This is a genomic window from Ruegeria sp. CK1, assembly GCF_056536545.1.
The window spans coordinates 63896-86192 of sequence record NZ_JBQFPX010000005.1; the positions used below are offsets into that span (position 1 = coordinate 63896).

The window sequence follows — 22297 nt, forward strand, 5'->3', positions numbered from 1 at the left end:
ATGACACGCCTGCCAATCGACGATGCCATCCCCGACCTGCTTGCGACCCTAAAGACCAAGGGCCGCGCTGTATTACAAGCTCCGCCAGGTGCAGGGAAAACGACACGGGTGCCTTTGGCGATGCTCGAGTCCGGCTTGTGTGACGGTAAGATCGTACTGTTGGAACCGCGCAGGCTGGCTGCGCGCGCCGCTGCAGAGCGGATGGCAGAAACACTGGGCCAACGCGCAGGCGAGACGGTCGGATATCGAGTACGCGGCGACGCAAAGATCTCAAAATCCACCCGTATCGAAGTTGTCACCGAAGGCATTCTGACCCGAATGTTGCAATCCGACCCAGACCTGCCGGGGGTCAGCGCAGTGATCTTCGACGAATTCCACGAGCGGTCCCTGAATGCCGATCTTGGTTTGGCATTATGTCTGGAAGTTACAGGTGCGTTGCGTGACGACCTTATTCTGCTCGCCATGTCCGCAACGCTGGACGCCGAACCCGTTGGGCGGTTGATGAACGCGCCTTTGGTCACATCCGAAGGGCGCAGCTACCCGGTCGAGACCCGTTGGCTGGATCGGCCGTTGGGTGGGCGTGCACGGCCATTGGACGCTTTGATCGATCTTGTAGTGCAAGCAGAACGAGAAACTCGTGCTACTGGCGGGGGCGTGTTGGTGTTTCTGCCCGGTGAAGGTGAAATCCGCCGGGCCGAAGCGGCCTTGACTGGGCGTTTGCCCGTTGAATGTGTGGTACGCCCTCTGTTCGGCGCCATGCCCTTTGCCGCCCAGCGCGGCGCAATTGCACCGGTTGAAACCGGGCGCAAGGTGGTGCTGGCCACGTCGATTGCGGAAACCTCTCTGACTATTCCCGATATCCGCGTCGTGGTCGACATGGGGCAAGCGCGCAGGGCGCGGTTTAATCCAGGCTCTGGCATGTCACGATTGGTTACGGAACGCGTAACACGCGCCGAGGCCACGCAGCGCGCTGGTCGTGCCGGGCGTGTGGCCGAAGGGGTCTGCTACCGGCTGTGGTCCAAAGGCGAGGAAGGCGCGCTGGCCGCCTATCCTCCGGCAGAGATCGAAGCGGCCGACTTGACGGGTCTGGCGCTGGAACTGGCGCTTTGGGGCGCAGAGCCAAGCGATCTAGCCTTTCTGACCCCACCCCCCGAAGGTTCGATGGCCGAAGCAAAAGCCCTGCTGACAATGCTGGGTGCGCTGGATGCCAAAGGGCGAATAACCGATCATGGGCGGGCGTTGTCAGCGCTACCCCTGCACCCCCGGCTGGGGCACATGTTGGAACGCTCTGGACCTGATGCAGCCCCCTTGGCCGCATTGATGGCGGAACGTGACCCGTTGAAAGGCGCGCCTGTTGATTTGTTGTTTCGCTTAGAAGCCTTGCGCGACCTTCGCGCGTTTCAGCGTAACCGGATCTGGCAGGTAAATGCAGGAACTGTGGACCGTATTAAGGCGGAAACCAAACGACTTCGAACCAAAGGTACTCCCAGTGATCTGAGCCCTGCCGCAATGGCCGCGCTGGCCTATCCCGACCGGATCGGACAACGCAGAAAGGGCGACGTTCCGCGTTATGTTCTGTCGGGTGGCAAAGGTGTGGTGTTAGACAGCGACGACACGCTGGCCGCGGCGCCGTACTTGGTGGTCACGGACACGGACGGCAACCCGCGTGAGGCGCGCGTACGAATGGCAGCGCAGATCACCGAACGGGAAATCCGCGATCTGTTTTCGGATCAGATAACCTGGGTCGACAGCTGCGAATGGTCCAAGCGCGAACGCCGGGTTGTAGCTCGCAAGCAGGAAAGGCTTGGCGCAATCACTCTGAGTGACCGCATCTGGAAAGACGCCCCCGACGAAGCGTTGTCAGAGGCCATGCTGGACGGCGTGCGAGACCTGGGATTGCGATTGGACGGAGCCGCTGCGCGACTGGCAGCCAGGGTCGAGCTGGTCCGAGCCGAAGGGGCTGACCTACCCGATTTCACCCTGAACGGATTGACAGAAACTCTTGAGGACTGGTTGTTGCCCATGCTTACAGGCGTGCGCAATGCCGAGGATTGGAAACGCTTTGATCTGCTGCCTGCTTTACGCGCCCGGCTGAACTGGAACCAGACACAGGAGTTGGACCGCCGAGCGCCGGGTTCGTTCGAAACCCCGCTGGGTCGAAAAGTACCAATCGACTACAGCGGCGCGGTCCCCGAAATATCAGTACGCCTGCAGGAACTGTTCGGAGTCACACGGCATCCTTTTGTGGGGGGCGAAGCGTTGAAGATCACTTTGCTGTCTCCTGCTCAGCGCCCGATCCAAATCACCCGTGACTTGCCGGGCTTTTGGGCCGGGTCCTATTCTGACGTCCGCAAGGACATGCGCGCGCAATACCCCAAACATCCCTGGCCCGAAGACCCGACACAGGCCGATCCGACCTTGCGCGCTAAAAGACGAAGATAAAATCGGTTTTCGCAGTAAAAGCTGCATCTTCTTTAGCAATTATTGAAACACCACTGTTTCATTGTTATGTCACACCATCTTTGAGCACGAGTTAGAGGCGGCACTTAAACATGTCGGCATGGCTGCGAAAATTCTGGGAAGAGGTCGCACGACCTATTTTCCTGCGCCCCTGTAGGGTGCAGTTTGCGGCGCTGTGCACACGCGATACGCCGACCGGGCCAGAAGTTCTGCTTATCACCAGTCGGGACACAGGGCGCTGGGTCATTCCAAAGGGTTGGCCGATTGACGGGAAAGATGGGGCCGAGACTGCCTTGCAGGAAGCTTGGGAAGAGGCTGGCGTGCGCGCACCCGGCGCGACCAAAGAGCCGATCGGCCATTTCACCTATGACAAAATCATGAAGGATGGCTCGGCTCAGCCGGTTTTGACCAGCGTCTATCGAGTTGAAGTTCAGGACCTGGCAGACGATTTCCCCGAAGCTGATCAGCGGACGCGGGATTGGGTCTCGCCTTCAACAGCCGCTGAGCGTGTAAACGAGCCAGAATTGCGCGATTTGCTGCTGCAAATGTGACAGTTTCGCGGGAAATTGACGACAATACGCTTGTCCCTAGGGCGGAAACCGTCTAGCGCCCTGCGTCAATTCCAAATCCCCTTGAGCAGACCATGTCGAACATAACCACTAAGAACCGCTGGCAGTCGTTGGACAGCGACCTGCACCGCATCTCGCGTGTGGAAAATGCCAATGCTTACGTCGCGCGTCCGATGCTGGCCCCCGGTATCGCCCTCGCCTTTATCGCACTGGCCGGTTTGGCATCTGCTGTTTTCTTCGGACAAGCAGATGGTGGCTTGATCGTCGTCGCAGCGGCCGTATTCGGGGCGTATATGGCGATCAATATCGGTGCCAATGACGTTGCGAATAACATGGGTCCGGCAGTGGGTGCCAACGCGCTGACCATGGGCGGGGCCATCGTAATTGCCGCAATCGCGGAAAGCGCGGGGGCTTTGCTGGCCGGTGGCGATGTCGTGTCGACGATCTCCAAGGGGATCATCGATCCTGCGTCGGTTCAGAACAGTAACGTATTCATCTGGGCAATGATGGCGGCACTGATCTCGTCAGCGATGTGGGTTAATCTCGCCACCTGGGTTGGCGCACCGGTGTCGACCACGCATTCTGTCGTCGGCGGCGTGATGGGTGCCGGTATCGCCGCGGCAGGCCTAAGCGCAGTTAGTTGGGGCACTATGAGCGCGATTGCCGCAAGTTGGGTAATCTCACCAGTGCTGGGTGGCGTAATTGCGGCTGGATTTCTAGCGCTGATAAAAGCCAAGATCCAGTATCAGGATGACAAAATCGCAGCAGCTCGACGCTGGGTCCCGATCCTTGTTGCGGTGATGGCGGCGGCCTTTGCCACATATCTGTCTGTCAAAGGCCTAAAGCGGATCGTCAAAATCGACCTTGAGATGGCGCTGCTCATCGGCCTGACCTCGGGTCTACTGGTCTGGTCCGTCACCGTGCCTTGGGTACGGCGCAAGTCCGAGGGAATGGAAAACCGCACTAAATCCTTGAAAACGCTGTTCGGCCTGCCGCTTGTTATATCGGCCACTTTCCTCAGCTTCGCGCACGGGGCCAATGACGTAGCCAACGCTGTTGGGCCTTTGGCTGCGATCGTACACGCGGCAGAGTTTGGCGATTTCGCTGCGAAAGTGACGATCCCCAGCTGGGTCATGGTGATCGGTGCGTTTGGAATTTCTTTCGGTCTGTTTCTGTTCGGCCCTAAACTGATCCGCATGGTGGGTAGCCAGATTACCAAGCTGAACCCCATACGCGCCTTTTGCGTGGCGCTGTCAGCAGCCATCACCGTCATTGTAGCCAGCTGGCTGGGTTTGCCGGTCAGTTCGACACATATCGCAGTAGGTGCTGTATTTGGTGTTGGTTTCTATCGCGAGTGGCATTCTGACCGTCGCTGGAAGCAATCGAACCAGAAACGCCCGGTCGAACAACGGTTGGCCCGAGAAGAGCATCAGCGCCGCAAGTTGGTCCGGCGCTCGCATTTCATGACTATTGTGGCGGCGTGGGTTATCACCGTCCCCGCTGCAGCGACTATGTCAGCGGCGATTTTCGTTTTCCTGACAGCTTTTGTTTAGACTGGGGCTAGGCTGCAATCTGATCAGGTGACAACGGATCTTTCGGTTTCTGTTCAATCAAATCTCGCACTTTGGCGCAGATTGGGGTTGGTAAGCCTGTCGATGTGCCAAGGCGGATGATCTCTCCCTGTAGGCTGTCGATTTCCGTCGGACGGCCAGACATCAGATCATAAGCCATCGAGGTCTTTGCACTAGGATCAATGGTCAGCATGCGGGCGGCGATGCGGGTAAAAATCGGCGTAGGGAGGCGCAGGATATGCGGCGTCATCCAAGCAGGTAACGGCGTGGTCGATGCAACCGTGTGACCCGCAGACTTGAGGACCGCCAGCGCTTCGGCCATCTGATCTGCCATCAGACACCGCCAGGCGCGATCCAAAAGTTGTTCTTTCAGCGTCAAGCCAGATAGCGCGTTCAACGCATTGTTAAGGTTGAAAACCAGCTTACCCCATTGAATCGCTTCGATATCGTCGCTTTCGACTACCGGCAAATCAGGGCTGCTGAGTTCTTTGCCCAGTGTTCCGTGACCGCTTTGAATAGCGATTTCGCCGGACGTAGCGCGGTGAAAGCTGGCGGGTTCGGTAGGAACAACGTTGAATGGCACCATACCAGCACGCACGTCGTAGCCCGGCAAAGCATCGCGCAATATACGCGCGTTTTCCATACCGTTCTGCCAAGACAAGACCGGAGTAGTATCCTGTGCGAATTTTGCGATTTCCGCAGCCAGCTCGGCCGTCGCTCCGGTCTTGACAGTCACGATGACAAGCTGCGCTTGACCAAGACAACTTGCATCCTCGGTCAGGGTCAAATTCGCTGCCTTCACATGGCGGTGCAGGTCGGAAAAATCCGTGACCGTCAGCCCCTTATCACGGATCGGGTCAAGAATGCGAGCACGGCCCAACAAGGTGACATCGTGCCCTGCATCAGCCAACAAAGCTCCGCAATAACATCCGATACTACCTGCACCTGCGATTACAATCTTCATGGCGTCCCTCCCCAACGCAAAACATCGCCGGGATCGGGCAAGCGGGCAAGGCCGCCTGACGTTTGGTCAGCGCGCAAGTCGTGGCTTGGTGCGCTCCAACTCCTCCGAGATCGGAATGAACTCCTGATCATCACCGGGCGGCAGGTGGAAAGCACCGTTTGCCCAATCGGCCGCTTTCCATTCGCGCGTGGCCGTTTCGATTTTTTCCTTCGAAGAGGACACAAAGTTCCACCAAATATATCGATCTTCGTTCAGGGTCGCACCGCCCAACAGCATCAACCTTGCCCCCATGGGTCCTGCCTTGACTGACAGACGGTCACCAGGGCGGAACACCATCATACGCCCTTCGTCAAACGTGTCTCCCGCGATCTCAACCGAACCTTGCGTGACATAAACACCCCGGTCTTCGTGATCATCCGGCAGTGGGAAGGACGCACCGGGGTCCAGCTGCACATCCAGATAGAAGGTTTCGGACAGCATCGTTACTGGACTGTTCTCACCATAAGCCGATCCAAGGATTAGACGGGCACTGACGCCGTTATCCTCGATATGCGGTAGTGCGCCTTGCTTATGATGTTCGAAGTCGGGCGCCATATCCTCGTGCACTTCGGGCAACGCGATCCAAGTCTGAATTCCGAATAGGCTGTGTTTCTTACCACGGGTCTCATCGCTGGTGCGTTCGGAATGAGTAACCCCACGGCCAGCGACCATCCAATTGACCTCGCCGGGGTAAATCATCTGATGGGTACCCAGACTGTCGCGGTGTTCGAACTCTCCTTGATACAGATAGGTCACCGTGCCAAGTCCGATATGAGGATGTGGGCGCACGTCGATACCGCCATCGGTAATAAACTCAGCCGGGCCCATCTGATCAAAGAAAATGAATGGCCCAACCAGTTGGCGTTTGACCGATGGCAACGCGCGCCGAACTTCAAACCCACCCAGATCGCGAGCACGAGGGATGATCAATGTCTCCAGTGCGGTATTCTCAGACAGGCATTCGGGGCTGTGGGTCGGATTCCAGCTCATTGCTACGCTCCTGCGATCAGACAAGTTAAGTTCACTAATGCAGGATATAGAGCGAATTACTTCAACGGTATGCACAAATTCGCACAATATCAGTGCAGGCTAGCAACCATGTTCACTTGTGGCAGCGAACCTACTGCGCATCTCGTGGCCAAAGTTGGGGGAAAAACGGCCCGTCTATGCGGTCGCCTTCCCTATACCCGACACCTTCGAATTGCGCCCGTTCACCTTTAGCCCAATCTCCGCGATACCGGATTACCCCGTCCGGAGCTGTCATACGCAATGTAAACCGACGCACTGTTTCCGATGGTGTGACCGAGGACAGTCCACCATGCAGCGTTCGCATATCAAAAAAGATACAGTCTCCCAAATCCATATCCCATTGCAACAAGTCAAAGGCATCAGGGTCTGCGTTGACATCAGGGGGTGGGTGATAGGTAAGACCGGCAACCTCGGTCGGCTCATAACTGGGATGTCCATCCGCAAAGCGCACTCGCATAAATAGCTTGTCCCACAGGTGCGAACCTTTGACGAACGCGATGCCATTTTCCTTGGTCACAGGCTCCAATGGCAACCAGAGGACGCACATCGTGCCCTCGAAATCAAAATAGGACAAATCCTGATGGAATGGCGGCCGCGAGGTCGAGCCGGCCTCACGCAGAAACCAGTTATCCATGACAAGGTTGATCGAGGGCGCGCCCAACAGTCCTGCCGCCAATGGGGCGCAGGGTGAATTGCTGACAAAATCAGTGAATTGCGGAATTTTGTTCCAAGCCCAGTAATCTTCGAAATAGGCCGGCGCATCCGGGTCTTTGGTGTGACGAGTGAAATTGTCCGTCGGCTTGGCCAGATCTGCATCTATTCCTTCGCGCAACAGCGACAGCCAATGATCTGAGAATTTCGAGCGCAAAACGACGGCGCCTTCACGCCTGAAGGCCGCGATTTCCTCAGCAGATACTGTGTTTGTCAGGTCCATAGTCCGGCCTCTCCGTTTGATTTTGAAAGGATGGCACTCATCCTTGCGCAGCGTCAAAGATTTTCGCGACAGCCCGGAATGATCACACCAACGTGAGCAACAACTCGGAATTACTACGAACACCTCGGAATTGGTTGGGACCGTGCTAATATTGGGGCATAGCGGTCTGTCTCAGACAAATTACACCGTGCAGGAGGCCCCGACATGGCGCACACGTTTCTTTCCCGTCGTTCCGTAATTGCTATGAGCAGCGCCGTTGTGGCGACCGGAGTGTCCGGTCTGTTGGCACCGGCGCGAGCGGCTGGGCTGGCACCGACACCTTCAATGCGCGGTGGCTCCAACAACTATCGACCGGGCGCGCCAATTGTTGAGAGAATTGGTAACGGCGGGTTTTGGATGACCGGTACAGTGCGACGCGCGGGCGATGGTGCTCCGCTACCTGGGCAGCGAATCCAAGTTTGGGCACACACTACCGAGGGGCACGAGCGTGACCCACACAGCCACGGCGCGACGCTGACCGACGCGAACGGAGAATTCCGGTTGGAAATGCCCCAAATCGTGCCCGCCTTCGGCCAGCCACATGGTCATTTGGCCTATGACAGTGGCGATTTCGAAACGGTGTTCCTGCGACCGATCATGGCAAGCTCGAATGACAAGACCCTTGCCGCGCACTTCGTCTTGCAACCCATCTGAACTTTGTGATCCGCACCCTCGTAATCTGGGCGGCCCTGATCGCCGCCTTGGCCGTGCCGCTTATTGCTGCCGCGAACAGTCCCCTATTGGCGTGGCGAAACCCGGTTTACATACTAGCCGGGTTTGCCGGTATCCTCAGCATGGGGTTGTTGTTGTTGCAACCTTTATTGGCCGGGCGGTATCTACCGGGCTTGTCGCCTTTGATCAGCCGGCGCTGGCATCGTTGGATCGGTATCACGTTGGTCGTAGCTATTCTGATCCACGTGGGTGGACTGTGGGTAACGAGCCCTCCGGATGTGGTGGATGCTTTACTTTTTGTTTCACCCACCCCGTTTTCTGCCTGGGGTGTTGTTGCGATGTGGGCCGCTTTTGCGGCTGCTTTTCTTGGGATTTTCAGACAGCGCTTTGACCTGCGCTATCGGGTGTGGAGGCTGGGGCATACCGGACTTGCCACAGTCACCATAGTCGGCAGCGTCGTGCATGCCATGCTGATCGAAGGCACAATGGAGGTTATGACCAAGACCGCATTGTGTGTGCTGGTGTTGTTGGCGAGCGCGCGGACGCTCGCCAGGTTGCGCGTGTGGGATCTTCGTCGCCGCAGTTAGACGTCCAGGCACCACCGCATCACCGCCTTTTGAGCGTGCAAACGGTTTTCGGCCTCGTCGAAAATCACGGAATTCGGTCCATCCATCACTTCGGATGTCGCCTCTTCCTCGCGGTGAGCAGGCAAACAGTGCATGAACAGTGCGTCAGGTTTGGCATGAGACATCAGCTCTACATTGACCTGATAGGGGCGCAACAAGTTGTGGCGACGCTCTTTCGCTGACTGGGAATCGTGCATTGAAACCCATGTGTCAGCAACCACCAGATCTGCGCCTTCTACGGCCTTGAAAGGATCACGCTCGACAACAATCTTACAGCCCTTCTGACGGGCAAATCCCATGAATTCTTCCTCAGGATCGAACTGCGCTGGGCCTGTAAAAGTCAGATCGAATCCAAACTGGCCAGCTGCATGCAGGAAAGATGCACAAACATTGTTGCCATCGCCCGTCCAGACAACCTTTTTGCCTTTAATCGGCCCGCGATGTTCCTCGAATGTCAGAACGTCCGCCATAATCTGACAGGGGTGTGTTCGGTCAGTCAGGCCATTGATGACAGGCACGTCGGAATACTCTGCCATCTCGGTCAAAATCGTCTCATCAAAAGTACGGATCATGATCATGTCGACATAGCGCGACAAAACGCGGGCTGTGTCGGCTATGGTCTCACCATGGCCCAGCTGCATGTCTTTTCCAGACAGCACCATGGTTTGCCCGCCCATCTGACGCACACCGACGTCGAAGGACACACGGGTCCGGGTCGAGGGTTTTTCAAAGATCAGCGCCACCATGCGGTCCTTGAGCGGCTGATCGTCGTCCAGTGCGGCCTTAGGGCGCCCCAGCCGAGCCTGCTTCATCGTGCTGGCCTGGTCGATCATTGCCCGCAGCTCAACTGCGTCGGTTTTATGGATATCGAGGAAGTGGTTCATATCGTTTCACTTTTGGCTACAGGGTTTCTGCCCCGGAGTATTTTGAAAATAGAGTTTCAGGCGTCGGCAAGGCTGGCTTCGATCTGCTTGGCTGTCTTGTCGAGGCGGATCATCGCCTGGGCAATATCATCTTCGGTCAAAGTCAGTGGAGGCAGCAGCCGGATTACATTGTCAGCGGCAGGAACGGTTATGACCTCGTTGTCATAGCCCGCATTCACCACATCGATGTTAGTCGGTTTGCATTTCAGACCTAACATCAGGCCCATGCCGCGCACTTCTTCGAAAACCTCGGGGTGATCAGCAATCAGGCCTTCGAGTTTCTGCCGAAGCAATCCCGCCTTACGGTTGACACCTTCTAGAAATGCGGGTGTGGCAACTTGATCAATCACCGCGCAACCCACGGCGCAGCCCAACGGGTTGCCGCCGTAAGTAGAGCCGTGCGTACCTGCAGTCATGCCAGAGGCGGCGTCCTCGGTTGCAAGCACTGCGCCCAGAGGGAACCCACCGCCAATTCCCTTGGCCACCATCATGATATCGGGCGTGATACCCGCCCATTCATAAGCAAAAAGCTTACCAGTACGCCCCACCCCGCATTGAACCTCGTCCAGGATCAGCAGCAGGCCGTGATCGTCACACATCTGGCGCAAGGCTTTGAGTTCCGCATCAGGAACCGGACGGATACCACCCTCGCCCTGCACTGGTTCGATCATGATCGCGGCGGTTTTGTCCGTTATGGCCTTGGTGACACCGTCAAGATCACCGAAGGTGACATGCACAAAACCGGGTAGCAAAGGGCCGAAACCCTTGGTCATCTTTTCAGATCCCGCCGCCGCGATACCTGCCGAGGACCGGCCGTGGAACGAACCATCAAAAGTGATGATCTCGATCCGCTCGGGCTGACCTTTGTCATAGAAATACTTGCGGGTCATCTTCACGGCCAGTTCACAGGACTCTGTACCCGAGTTCGTAAAAAACACCGTGTCGGCGAAAGTGTGTTCGACCAGCTTGTCGGCCAACGCCTGCTGCTGTGGGATGTGATACAGGTTCGAGACATGCCACAGCGTGTGCGCCTGCTCGGTCAGGGCGTTGACCAGTGCCGGGTGTGCATGGCCCAGCGCGTTCACCGCGATCCCGGCGCCGAGGTCCAGAAAACGTCGGCCATCCGCTTCGGTCAGCCAGGCGCCTTCCCCTTTCACAAACGTCAGGGGCGCGCGATTATAAGTCGGCAGAACGGACGGGATCATCGGATCATCCTTTTCAGATAAGTTAAGCCTTGTGAGTGATACACAAGGCCCATGTTCGTCAACAGATTTGGTGGAGTTTGCGCGTATTTACAGCGCGCAATAGATCAAACAGGCCGGTTACGCAGTAAAGCGTCGGCGTCGGAGGCGCAGGATATATGCGTGTTTGATCATGCGAGGGCGTATAGCGGGGCACGGCGTCTCTGAAAACCCCATTTTTTAAGTCTCAAAGATTTAACCGTGAACCGCGACATTTACTGCTTGCCATTTACGGCGCTCTGACGCACCGCTTTTGCCATGACACCCGTGCGCCAAAATCCCCCCCTTGCGGCCCTTCTTATTTTTGCGGCCAGCGCATTGTTGGCCGGCACCACTCTGCTGGCCAAAGCGTTGGGTACAGAAACGTTGGGCCCCGCTTTGCACCCTTTACAGATCAGCCACGGCCGGTTTCTGTTTGCGTTTCTTGTGATCGTCAGCGCCGTTGGCATCCTGCGCCCACGTTTGGGTCGTGTTCATTGGGGCCTGCATATCGGTCGCACAAGTTTCGGCTGGCTGGGGATCACGCTGATGTTCGCCTCGGTCGCGTTCATCCCGATGTCCGACGCCACGGCGATTTCCTTCCTGAACCCGGTCTTTGCAATGGTGCTGGCGATCCCGCTACTGAAGGAGGGTGTCGGCCCGTGGCGCTGGCTGGCCGCCGCCGTAGCCCTTATCGGCGCACTGATCCTGCTGCGCCCGACGCCTTCCAGTTTTCAGCCCGCGGCATTGCTGGCCCTGACCGCGGCCGTTGTAATCGGAATGGAGTTGATCTTCATAAAGAAACTGTCGGGCCGGGAAATCCCCATCCAGATTCTGCTCATCAACAATGCAATGGGACTGACTATCGCATCGGTCGCCGTAAGTTTTGCCTTTCAAATGCCTACGTTACAGCAATGGGCCGCACTGGCCGGGATTGGTGTGCTGATGGCATGTGCGCAAGCCTGTTTCGTCAATGGGATGGCGCGGGCGGATGCCTCGTTCGTGGCACCGATCAGCTATGCAACGTTGATCTTTGCCGCACTATACGACTTCGCGGTATTCGGAGTGGTTCCGGATCTCATCAGCCAAATCGGGTCGGTCATCATTCTAACCGGTGGATTAATTCTGGTCTGGCGTGAGGGCCGGCAGCGTCAAGCCTTAAGCCGATAGCCCGTCCGCAGCATCTGCCAAGTCGCAGCCCCAACAATCAACGTTGCCACCGCGCAAACCGCCATCCCTAACCACGGAGAGCTGTCGGACACTCCGATCATCCCGTAGCGCAGCCCGTCGATCAGGTAAAAAACGGGGTTCACGTGGCTAAGGCGGTTCAAAACTGGTGGCAAAGCCTCGACCGAGTAAAAAGTACCCGAAAGGAATGCCAATGGGGTAACGATAAAATTGGTGATCGCCGCCATCTGGTCAAACTTGACTGCGAAAATGCCCGCCAACAGTCCCAATGCACCCATGAAAGCACCACCCAAAACAACAAAGATAAGCGCAATCAGCAGGTTCTGCGGTACCAGCCCCAACACCAGCGCTAGTGCAATCGCAACCACGCAAGCTATCAGGACGCCGCGCACAATGCCTCCGGCTAGGTAGCCCAGCAAGATCTCCAACGGTGACAAGGGCGGCATGAGCGTGTCAACGATATTCCCCTGAACTTTCGCGATTACCATCGAGGACGACGTATTGGCAAAGGCGTTCTGGATTACTGTCATCATCATGATGCCAGGCGCCAGAAAGGTCAGAAAAGGCACGCCCATCACGTCGGATCGGCTGGGACCGATTGCAATATTGAAGATCAGCAAGAACAACCCCGCAGTGACCAACGGTGCCAGCAGAGTCTGGGTCCAAACTGCCATGAACCGTAGAGTCTCGCGTTGGGCCAGCGTGAAAAGGCCCATCCAATTGACCGCTCCGAAACGCCGTTCGCTCTGCTCAAGGGGAATTTGCATCATCTGACCTCAACCTGATTCGAAGACCGCTTGTAACTCGGTCCGCAGTGATTAAAATAGGGGGCTGAGACGAATTCCCAAGGCGGCCCGAATCTGAGGCCGCTTTCCGCTTTTGAAAGGCAAATGATGTCCTGGACTGACGAGCGCGTAGAACTGCTGAAGAAAATGTGGGGCGAAGGCCAATCGGCCAGCCAGATCGCCAAGGAGCTGGGCGGAGTAACCCGCAATGCCGTGATAGGTAAGGTACACCGTCTGGGCCTGTCGAACCGCGCAACCGGCGCATCCCCGGCCAAAGCTGAACCGAAGGAAAAGCCAGCACCAAAAGCAGAGGCAAAGCCCAAGCCAGCCCCTAAGACTGAACCGGCACGTCCAACCCCTGCCCCTGCGGCCGAGGCTAAACCCGCCGTACCAGCCCGTCGCCAGATCATCCCGGCTGGGCAGCCCCTGCCCCCGCAGCCTTCGGCAAATGAGATCAGCCCTGAAGCTTTGGCCAAGGTGAATGAGATCGAGAAGAAGGCCAAAAAACTGACGTTGATGGAGTTGACAGAAAAAACCTGCAAATGGCCGGTTGGTGACCCTGCGACCGAAGATTTCTGGTTTTGCGGCTTGCCGGTTGAGGCAGGCAAACCCTATTGCGAAGCCCACGTGGGCGTGGCCTTCCAACCCATGAGCTCTCGCCGCGACCGACGCCGGTAAAACCCATGCGCCAGGTTCCAACTGCACTGGAGGATACCTGGCTGGCGCGAGCAAAACGTTTATTGGCGCTGGCCGAAACTGGCCAGCATTTTACAAACGATCCCTTTGACCGTGAACGCTATGACGAGATCGGCGATATGGCCCGTGCCATGTTGGCCGATCTGGGCAATGTTCCGTTGTCACGGATTGAGGGGCTTACCACGGATCACGCGGGTGGCTATGCCACACCCAGCATCGACATTCGTGGCGCAGTGATCCGCGACGGACGCATCCTGCTGGTCCGTGAACGCAGCGACGGAAAATGGGCAATGCCGGGCGGTTTCGCCGACATTGGCAGTTCTCCGGCCGAGAATATTGAAAGAGAAGTTTGGGAAGAAGCCGGTCTGCGCGTCCAAGCCCGGCATTTATACGCGCTACTCCACAAAGCGAAGCATCCTTATCCAGCGGACGCCCGCGATTTCTACAAGTTCTTCTTCTTGTGTGACGAAGACGGTGAGCAGACCCCGCAGCCGGGTGCCGAAACCAGTGAAACCGCCTTTTTTGCGCCGGACGCGCTTCCTGAACTATCGGAGATTCGGAACATTCCAGCCGATATCTCAGCCGCTTTTCGCGCCCATTCAGCGCACCGACCTCAAACTCTGTTTGACTGATCTATTCCGCCGGGTGCGAGGGTAAATCCGGCATCGGCACCCATCCCGGCAGGTCGTCACGTGAAACTGATGCATGCAAATGCTCGGACTGGTCTCCTCCGATCTTACGGTGTTTGCGCAGCAGGAATATCTTACCCCAGCCTCGCCAAGTGCCAACCGAAGGCGCCGCGGTTGAGGTGGGGAAACGATCACGCCAGCCTTCGGGCAACGGCAAACCGTGAAGTTCCGCCTTGCCCAGCATCCAGATCAAAGAAATGTTGCTTAATGGGCGGGCCTCTTCGAAACCGTTTAACTGCCCGCCAACATCTCCGTGTGTGCCGCGAAACCAAACCTGTTCGACGTGGCCCTCGAACTTGGGTGTGCACTTCCACAACACCGGCTCATAGACCTCGCGTGTCTCGTCCAGCGCCATTGCGTGATAACCGTAGCGTGTTGCGGGGCCAAGCTGGTGGTTGTGGAACGCATGCTTGTCCTCGGCCCATCGCCATAACAAAGGCAACCTCAAGCCCAGAGCCTTTACTGTATCCCAGACACCTATCATTTCGATGGCGATATCCTCATGACAAAACTGTCGACGGAAATCGCACGCCGCAGGGCCGTTGGGATTACATTCGTAGTGGCGGTACGCCTGCTTGATGTTACGCTCTGTGGCATGTTCGGCCTTCAGCAGACCAATCATGTCGATCACGCCGGCAAGACTGCGTACGCCATAAGCCCCACGCGAATATCCAATGAAAAAGATCCGATCCCCGGGTTTGTAGCGTGACGCAAGATAGCCGTACGCACGACGGATTTGCCGATTGATCCCCCTGCCCATCATCACATCCAAAGAGGACTTCCAGCTTTCCCATTGCACGCCGGCCTCATAAAACACCGAGACACCACTGCCCATTTCTCGGCACAGTCGGTAAGTCTGGCCTGCATGGGTTTCGTACCCCGGTTCGAGCGTCGACATGGTACCGTCAAGGATAATGACATGGCTGATGGGTTCGCGGTGCAGCGTCTCGGCCGAGTGTTCGGACCGTAGAGGCCGCCCAAGCCACCCAAGTACTTTTCTAGTCAGCCGCGACAGAACCATGCGTCAGCAATTCCCAAACTTTGAGGGGTGTGAACGGCATATCTGCCTGCCTCACCCCATGATCCCAAAGCGCGTCCTGAACCGCGTTTGCCACAGCGGCCAGCGCGCCCACAGTACCGGCCTCTCCGCAACCCTTCATTCCCAAAGGGTTAGTCGTTGACGGAACCGGCGCCGAGGTAAACTTAATCATGGGTATCTCAGCGGCACGGGGCAAGGCATAATCCATCAACGAAGCCGTGAGCAGTTGCCCTTGCGCATCATGCACAACACGCTCACTCAGTGCTTGCCCAATACCCTGCACGACCCCGCCGTGCACCTGACCTTCGGTCAACATTGGATTGATTAGATTGCCGAAATCATCAACTACTGTGTATCGGTCGACCCAGGTTTCGCCGGTGTAAGAATCGATAACGATTTCGGCAACATGCGCGCCGTTCGGAAAGCTGCGCGCCTCAAGCGTGATACGCGCCTGATGTTCCAAAAGGTCGATACGGCCATCTTCGCGAGCCATCTCGGCTGCTTCAGTCAATGTGGGCGTCAGGTTCGAACCGGGCGCTCGAAATGTTTCGTGATCAAAGCTCACGTCGGCCTCCTCAACACCCATCTTATCTGCCAGATAGGGCGTGAATGCGGCGATCATGACGTCGATTGTGGCCAGCGTTGCCGTGTTTTGAACTGTGACCGAGCGCGATCCACCCGTGCCGCCCCCACTGGGCATAAGATCACTGTCACCCTGAATAATGGTGATCTGATCCATTGGAATGCCCGTCTGATCCGAAAGGAACTGGGTATAGGCCGTTTCATGCCCCTGCCCGTTCGACTGCGTTCCAACATAGAGGTTCACGGTACCACCGTCACAGAACTCGACCTTTGCGTTCTCAGAAGGATCACCCAGTATACTTTCAATGTAGTAACACAGACCCTGCCCTCGGATCAGGCCACGTTCGGCATCGGCATCCTTGCGCGCAGTAAATCCCTGCGTTTGCTCGGCTGCGCGCGCTAGAACCATGTCGAAATCACCCACGTCATAGATTTCTCCGGTCGCAGTTTTATAGGGGAACGACTCGGGACGGATGAAGTTCTTGCGCCGCAACTCCCACGGGTCGACACCAAGTTCGCGCGCAGCCCGGTCTAACGCACGTTCCAGCACATAAATCGCCTCGGGGCGTCCCGCGCCGCGATAGGCGTCAACTTGGGTTGTATTGGTATAAAACCCTTCGACCCGAAGGAAAGTTGTTTGCACATCATAGGCACCCATCAGCACTTTGCTGAACAGGTTGGTCTGAATAGACTGCCCGAAATGGCTGTTATAGGCGCCGAGGTTGATCTTGCTGTGGACTCGGTACGCCGTGATCCTGTGATCGGCATCAAATGCCAGTTCGGCAAACGAAGTCAGATCACGACCGTGATGGTCCGACAACATCGCCTCCGACCGGTCCGACATCCAGTGAACAGGTTCTCCCAGCTTCATCGCGGCTACGGCGACACAGAAATATTCGGGGTAAGGCATGACCTTCATGCCAAAACCGCCACCAACATCCGGGGTGGTGACACGGATGGCTTCCAACTCTAGCTTCAGCTTCTGCGCCATCTGCCCGCGCATCGCCCAAACACCCTGCCCTCCGTAAGCAAAATGCAGCCGTCCTTCGGACCAGTGGGCCTGACAGCCGCGTGGCTCAATCGACGTGACGATCACGCGATTGTCTGCGACATTCAGTTGGACAGTATGCGCGGCCGTCTGAAAGGCCGCGTCGGTTGCTGCTTCATCTCCTACGCCCCAGTCAAAAGCACGGTTGTCGGGGGCTTCAACGTGTAGTGTTTCTCCGCCTGCCTCCAAGTCCAGCTTGGCTGGCAGATCGTCTGTCTCCATCCAGATCAGTTCGGCGGCATCGCGTGCCTGAATCTGAGTTTCAGCGATCACAACCGCGACCGGCTCACCAACAAAACGAACTCGATCCTTCGCCAGCATGTGGCGATCGGGCGCTGCCGCCTTCGAGCCATCCCGGTTGTTCACTATTGCCGCGTTGAGAACGGTGTCGATCCCGGCTTCGACCAAATCATCAAGTGTCATCACCAACCGCACCCCGTCGGCTTCGCGTGCGGCATCCAGATCCAGTGCCGTGATCCGCCCATGCGCAACCGGGCTGCGGAAAAACGCGGCGAACAGAGCCCCATTGGGCACGTCATCGTCAATATACTGCCCCTGCCCGGTCAGAAACCGCTGATCCTCGGTCCGTTTGACCGGCTGGCTTTTTCCGAACTTTTCCATGGGGTGCTCCTTCGACGGCCTGTTGGGCCGACTTTAGGCTGCGCCGGTTCGTTGTCCAGAGCGTCCGCAGACCCTTCCCCTTCCTGCACGCATTCGCTATTGCAGGCGCTGACCCGAGATTGATGACGCAGGACGCACCCATGGCGATGGAAAAGACATTCAACGCGGCCGAGGCCGAGGCCCGCATCTACGAGGCCTGGGAACAGGCCGGAGCCTTCAAGGCAGGCGCGAATAAATCGCGCGACGAAAGCTTTACCATCATGATCCCGCCCCCCAACGTGACGGGCGCGCTGCACGTGGGCCACGCGTTCAACAACACCTTGCAGGACATCCTCATCCGCTGGCACCGGATGCGTGGGTTCGACACTCTTTGGCAGCCCGGTCAGGACCATGCCGGTATCGCCACCCAGATGCAGGTCGAGAAGATGTTGATGCTGACCCAGCAGCCCGGTCGGCGTGAGCTAGGCCGTGAAAAATTCCTTGAGAAAGTCTGGGAATGGAAAGGCGAATATGGCGGCACGATTATCGAGCAGCTCAAGCGTCTGGGCTCCTCCTGCGACTGGTCGCGCAATGCGTTTACCATGGCGGGCGCAAAGGGTGACCCACGCACCGGACATGAAAACTCAGCGAATTTCCATGACGCAGTGATCAAGGTTTTCGTCGATATGTACGAAAAGAGCCTGATCTATCGTGGCAAGCGTTTGGTCAACTGGGACCCCCACTTTGAAACTGCGATTTCGGACCTTGAGGTCGAGAATATCGAGGTCGCAGGCCATATGTGGCACTTCAAATATCCGCTGGCAGGGGGCGAGACTTATACCTACGTCGAAAAAGACGAGGACGGGAACGTCGTGCTTGAAGAAGAGCGTGATTACATTTCGATTGCCACGACCCGCCCCGAAACCATGCTGGGCGACGGCGCGGTGGCGGTTCATCCGTCGGATGAGCGTTACGCGCCAATCGTAGGGAAACTTTGCGAAATCCCGGTCGGTCCGAAAGAACATCGCCGCCAGATCCCGATCATCACCGACGAATACCCCGATCCCGATTTTGGTTCGGGCGCGGTGAAGATCACCGGCGCGCATGACTTCAACGATAACATGGTCGCCAAGCGCGGCGGCATTCCAATGTACCGGCTGATGGACACCAAGGGCGCAATGCGGGCCGACGGTGCGCCGTATGCCGAAGCGGCTGACTTGGCGCAGGAATACGCGCGTGGCCGCGAGTTCACTGAGAACGAGATCGACGCGATCAACCTTGTTCCCGATCACCTGCGCGGACTCGACCGGTTCGAGGCACGGGCGAAGGTGGTCGAAGAGATAACCGCCGACGGTCTGGCCGTCATGACCCGCGCCGACAATCCGGTTCTGGGAACCAAACTGGGCGAAGATGACAATCCCGCCGCGCTGGTCCCGCTGGTCGAGAGCAAACCGATTATGCAGCCCTTTGGCGACCGGTCGAAGGTCGTGATCGAGCCGATGTTCACCGACCAATGGTTCGTCGACGCCGAAAAGGTCGTCGGCCCCGCGCTGGATGCGGTCAAGGACGGCACAGTCAAGATCATCCCCGAGTCGGGTGAGAAGACCTATTACCACTGGCTGGAAAACATCGAGCCCTGGTGCATCTCGCGTCAGCTGTGGTGGGGGCATCAGATTCCGGTCTGGTACGGACTGGATTTGTCTGCAGAGAACTTCATCGATGATGAGAATGACGGCGATCTTGATCTCGTCGAATTGGGCCGTTTGCTCAATGAAGGCGGTATGTTGCACCGTGGCAGCGTCATGGAGTGTGCCCCGACATTTGAGGCGGTTATCGAGAAGTTCCTAAATGACAATGCCAACATTCCCAGCCCGCTGAGCCATGCGACCGTCATTGAAGTTGCTGACAAACACGAGGCTATTCATCAGTTCGCTGAGAGCCTTGCGCAATATGCAGTTGATCAGGATCCAACCAAACTGGTCTACCCGGTCTGGCGCGACCCCGACGTGCTCGACACCTGGTTCTCCTCTGGCCTCTGGCCCATCGGCACACTGGGCTGGCCCGAGCAGACCGAGGAGCTGGAGCGCTATTTCCCGACCGATGTGCTGATCACCGGCGCAGATATCCTGTTCTTCTGGGTCGCCCGGATGATGATGATGCAATTGGCCGTGGTGAACGAAATCCCGTTCCACACCGTCTACCTGCACCAGCTCGTCCGCGACGAGAAGGGCAAGAAGATGTCCAAGACCACCGGCAACGTCATCGACCCGCTGGAGATCGTGGACGAATTCGGTGCAGATGCGCTGCGCTTTACCAACGCCTCGATGGCGGCAATTGGTGGCGTACTGAAACTGTCCAAGGAGCGCATCACCGGCTACCGCAATTTCGGTACCAAGCTGTGGAACGCCGTCCGTTTTGCCGAGATGAACGAGGTCTTCACCGACGCCGTTCCGCAACTGGACGTGGCCGACCTGAAACCCAAAGCCGCCGTGAACCGCTGGATCATCGGCGAAACCGCCCGCGTGCGCGGAGAGGTCGACGCAGCGTTGGAAAGCTATCGTTTCAACGACGCGGCCAACGGGCTTTACGCCTTTGTCTGGGGCAAGGTCTGCGACTGGTACGTGGAACTGTCCAAGCCATTACTGCAAGGTGATGACGCCGAGGCACAAGCCGAGACCCGCGCCACCATGCGCTGGGTTCTGGATCAATGCATGGTCCTGCTGCACCCGATCATGCCCTTCATCACCGAGGAACTGTGGGGCCTGACCGGCAGCCGCGCGAAAATGGTCGTGCATGCCGATTGGCCAACCTATGCCGCTGCAGATCTGATCGACGCCGATGCGGATCGTGAGATGAACTGGGTGATCTCGGTTATCGAAAACACCCGCTCGGCCCGTGCACAAATGCGGGTGCCTGCTGGCCTCTATGTGCCTATGCTCGTGACCGATATCGACGATCACGGACAGGCTGCATGGGATCGCAATGAGGCGCTGATCAAGCGTCTAGCGCGGATCGATAGTCTGACTAAGGCCAATGAATTGCCTAAAGGCACCATCTCAATCGCAGCCCCTGGCGCATCCTTTGGCCTTCCACTGGCGGATATCATCGATATCGGTGCCGAAAAAGAACGGCTGGAGAAGGCCAAGGGCAAATTGACCAAGGAAATCGGTGGCTTGCGTGGACGACTGAACAACCCCAAGTTCGTGGCCTCGGCCCCGGAAGAGGTCGTCGCAGAAGCCAAAGCCAACCTCGCTGCCCGCGAGGAAGAAGAAGCTAAACTAAACGAAGCCCTCGCTCGTCTTGCAGAAATTGCCTGATCTTCGTCTTCTCACAGAAGCGTAAACAATATACCCCGCCGCGAAATCAACGGCGGGGTTTTCTTTTGCCTTCAATACACTTGCCCACACAAGCGAACCCTTGTTAGCAAGTGCGGGTGGCAAGTCCCGAGGCAAAAAATGACGCACACATTTCCCCCGATCCAAACCATCTCAACCGGTTTGGTTGTTGCCATCGTGGGGTTCTTCAGTTCTTTCCCTATCGTCTTGCAAGGTTTGGCGGCCATCGGGGCATCGCCAGCCGACTCCGCCTCGGGCCTTATGATTGCAGCAGTTGCCATGGGGCTAACGGCCATCGGGCTCAGCCTTTGGTACCGGCAACCGATCAGTGTAGCTTGGTCAACACCTGGCGTTGCCTTATTGGCCGTTTCAGCGACGCCTGCAGCAGGCTTTGCTGAGGCAACCGGCGCCTTCATTTGTGCCGGAGCCCTGACAATGCTGGCTGGCCTTTGGCGGCCATTGGGTCGGCTGGCGGCTGCAATCCCGACCACATTGGCGCAAGCAATGCTGGGCGGGGTTTTATTGCCGCTTTGTGTGGTTCCATTTAAGGCAGCCGTTGCCCTGCCATGGCAGGCGCTGCCTGTCATCCTGACGTGGTTCGTCGCCGGACGGATCAACCGCTTGTTTGCTGTCCCGGCGGCTGTGGCGGCGGCAGCCATAGTGGTCGTGCTGAACGCAGGTGACGCCTCGGTTACGCCCTCTCACCTGCTCGCTGCGCCGGTTTGGACTGTCCCAAGCTTTTCGCTGTCATCCATGATCGGGATCGGCATCCCGTTGTTTATCGTCACGATGGCGACGCAGAATATTCCCGGCATCGCTGTAATGCGAAGCTTTGGGTATAAACCCGCTCCCGGTCGGTTGTTTTCGTCAGTTGGTGCAGCCAGCATTGTGTCAGCCCCGTTCGGAGCGCCCGCCACTTGCCTCGCCGCAATCACCGCCGCGATGTGTTCAAACGAAGACAGCCACCCGAACCCAGCACAACGCTATTGGTCAGCTGTCACGGCAGGCGTTTTTTACTGCCTGTTTGGCGTGTTCGCCGTTGCTATAACCGGCTTTGCGGCACACGCCGATCCTTTATTGATGGGCACGCTCACCGGAATCGCGCTGATTGGAGTGTTAGCCAACGCCACCCACGCAGCTTTGGAGGTTCCCGCGGAGCGGGAAGCCGCTATTCTGACTTTTGCCATTACGGCTTCCGGCATTTCGGTCTTTGGCCTGGGCGCCGCCGTTTGGGGCTTGCTGGTCGGAGGCATTGCTTATCTTGTGACAAAGCGTACTCTCCAGTGACT

18 protein-coding genes are annotated in these 22297 nt (G+C 57.4%); 10 read left to right on the top strand and 8 right to left on the bottom strand.

The features are described 5' to 3' along the window. The 3 genes from hrpB to ACR0L3_RS13090 all read left to right on the top strand — a co-directional run bounded on the left by hrpB (position 1) and on the right by ACR0L3_RS13090 (position 4582). On the top strand, positions 1 to 2442 hold the full coding sequence (gene hrpB, locus ACR0L3_RS13080; protein WP_480746177.1) for an ATP-dependent helicase HrpB: 2442 nt from the start codon (positions 1 to 3) through the stop codon (positions 2440 to 2442). A gap of 110 nt (positions 2443 to 2552) precedes the next feature. Beyond that, complete coding sequence (locus tag ACR0L3_RS13085) at positions 2553 to 3011, top strand: NUDIX hydrolase (RefSeq protein WP_480746178.1); 459 nt, start codon at positions 2553 to 2555, stop codon at positions 3009 to 3011. A gap of 92 nt (positions 3012 to 3103) precedes the next feature. Then, the gene (locus ACR0L3_RS13090) at positions 3104 to 4582 is read left to right on the top strand and encodes an inorganic phosphate transporter (protein ID WP_480746179.1); all 1479 of its coding nucleotides are present in this window, start codon (positions 3104 to 3106) and stop codon (positions 4580 to 4582) included. A gap of 7 nt (positions 4583 to 4589) precedes the next feature. Here ACR0L3_RS13090 and ACR0L3_RS13095 read toward each other — a convergent pair whose 3' ends face one another. The 3 genes from ACR0L3_RS13095 to ACR0L3_RS13105 form a co-directional block, all read right to left on the bottom strand. Continuing rightward, complete coding sequence (locus ACR0L3_RS13095; protein WP_480746180.1) at positions 4590 to 5564, bottom strand: 2-dehydropantoate 2-reductase; 975 nt, start codon at positions 5562 to 5564, stop codon at positions 4590 to 4592. A gap of 66 nt (positions 5565 to 5630) precedes the next feature. Further along, positions 5631 to 6593 carry a pirin family protein gene (locus tag ACR0L3_RS13100; RefSeq protein WP_480746181.1) on the bottom strand — a complete coding sequence of 321 codons (963 nt, stop codon included), beginning with the start codon at positions 6591 to 6593 and terminating at the stop codon, positions 5631 to 5633. Between the two features lie 130 nt (positions 6594 to 6723). Beyond that, complete coding sequence (locus ACR0L3_RS13105) at positions 6724 to 7566, bottom strand: phytanoyl-CoA dioxygenase family protein (RefSeq protein WP_480746182.1); 843 nt, start codon at positions 7564 to 7566, stop codon at positions 6724 to 6726. 204 nt (positions 7567 to 7770) lie between these two features. Here ACR0L3_RS13105 and ACR0L3_RS13110 point away from each other — a divergent pair, with 204 nt between their 5' ends. Together ACR0L3_RS13110 and ACR0L3_RS13115 are read left to right on the top strand one after the other, a co-directional pair. Next, complete coding sequence (locus ACR0L3_RS13110; protein ID WP_480746183.1) at positions 7771 to 8259, top strand: twin-arginine translocation pathway signal; 489 nt, start codon at positions 7771 to 7773, stop codon at positions 8257 to 8259. Positions 8260 to 8267: 8 nt separating this feature from the next. Further along, complete coding sequence (locus tag ACR0L3_RS13115) at positions 8268 to 8864, top strand: ferric reductase-like transmembrane domain-containing protein (RefSeq protein WP_480746391.1); 597 nt, start codon at positions 8268 to 8270, stop codon at positions 8862 to 8864. Here the strand turns inward: ACR0L3_RS13115 and argF are convergent. Both argF and ACR0L3_RS13125 read right to left on the bottom strand, forming a co-directional pair. Further along, positions 8861 to 9787: an ornithine carbamoyltransferase gene (argF, locus tag ACR0L3_RS13120; RefSeq protein ID WP_480746184.1), complete on the bottom strand. Its 927-nt coding sequence runs from the start codon at positions 9785 to 9787 to the stop codon at positions 8861 to 8863. The two genes, ACR0L3_RS13115 and argF, sit on opposite strands and share 4 nt — an antisense overlap. A gap of 56 nt (positions 9788 to 9843) precedes the next feature. Beyond that, positions 9844 to 11031, bottom strand: coding sequence for an acetylornithine transaminase (locus ACR0L3_RS13125; protein WP_480746185.1), 1188 nt, complete (start codon positions 11029 to 11031; stop codon positions 9844 to 9846). A 294-nt stretch (positions 11032 to 11325) separates the two neighbouring features. On the opposite strand from ACR0L3_RS13125, the gene ACR0L3_RS13130 reads away from it, so the two are divergent. Next, on the top strand, positions 11326 to 12216 hold the full coding sequence (locus ACR0L3_RS13130; RefSeq protein WP_480746186.1) for a DMT family transporter: 891 nt from the start codon (positions 11326 to 11328) through the stop codon (positions 12214 to 12216). Here ACR0L3_RS13130 and ACR0L3_RS13135 read toward each other — a convergent pair. Beyond that, on the bottom strand, positions 12198 to 13001 hold the full coding sequence (locus ACR0L3_RS13135) for an ABC transporter permease (protein ID WP_480746392.1): 804 nt from the start codon (positions 12999 to 13001) through the stop codon (positions 12198 to 12200). The genes ACR0L3_RS13130 and ACR0L3_RS13135 overlap by 19 nt on opposite strands. A 126-nt stretch (positions 13002 to 13127) precedes the next feature. On the opposite strand from ACR0L3_RS13135, the gene ACR0L3_RS13140 reads away from it, so the two are divergent. Together ACR0L3_RS13140 and ACR0L3_RS13145 are read left to right on the top strand one after the other, a co-directional pair. After that, on the top strand, positions 13128 to 13697 hold the full coding sequence (locus ACR0L3_RS13140) for a GcrA family cell cycle regulator (protein ID WP_480746393.1): 570 nt from the start codon (positions 13128 to 13130) through the stop codon (positions 13695 to 13697). A 5-nt stretch (positions 13698 to 13702) separates the two neighbouring features. Continuing rightward, positions 13703 to 14347, top strand: coding sequence for an NUDIX hydrolase (locus ACR0L3_RS13145; RefSeq protein ID WP_480746187.1), 645 nt, complete (start codon positions 13703 to 13705; stop codon positions 14345 to 14347). A 1-nt stretch (position 14348) separates the two neighbouring features. Here ACR0L3_RS13145 and ACR0L3_RS13150 read toward each other — a convergent pair whose 3' ends face one another. Together ACR0L3_RS13150 and ACR0L3_RS13155 are read right to left on the bottom strand one after the other, a co-directional pair. After that, entirely contained in the window at positions 14349 to 15425 is a 1077-nt protein-coding gene (locus ACR0L3_RS13150; protein WP_480746188.1) for a DUF2235 domain-containing protein, read from the bottom strand. Continuing rightward, positions 15403 to 17694, bottom strand: coding sequence for a xanthine dehydrogenase family protein molybdopterin-binding subunit (locus ACR0L3_RS13155; protein WP_480746189.1), 2292 nt, complete (start codon positions 17692 to 17694; stop codon positions 15403 to 15405). The genes ACR0L3_RS13150 and ACR0L3_RS13155 overlap by 23 nt, the downstream gene beginning before the upstream one ends. A gap of 140 nt (positions 17695 to 17834) precedes the next feature. Here ACR0L3_RS13155 and ACR0L3_RS13160 point away from each other — a divergent pair, with 140 nt between their 5' ends. After that, entirely contained in the window at positions 17835 to 20990 is a 3156-nt protein-coding gene (locus tag ACR0L3_RS13160; protein ID WP_480746190.1) for a valine--tRNA ligase, read from the top strand. 138 nt (positions 20991 to 21128) lie between these two features. Next, entirely contained in the window at positions 21129 to 22295 is a 1167-nt protein-coding gene (locus ACR0L3_RS13165; protein WP_480746191.1) for a benzoate/H(+) symporter BenE family transporter, read from the top strand. Positions 22296 to 22297: the final 2 nt, after the last annotated feature.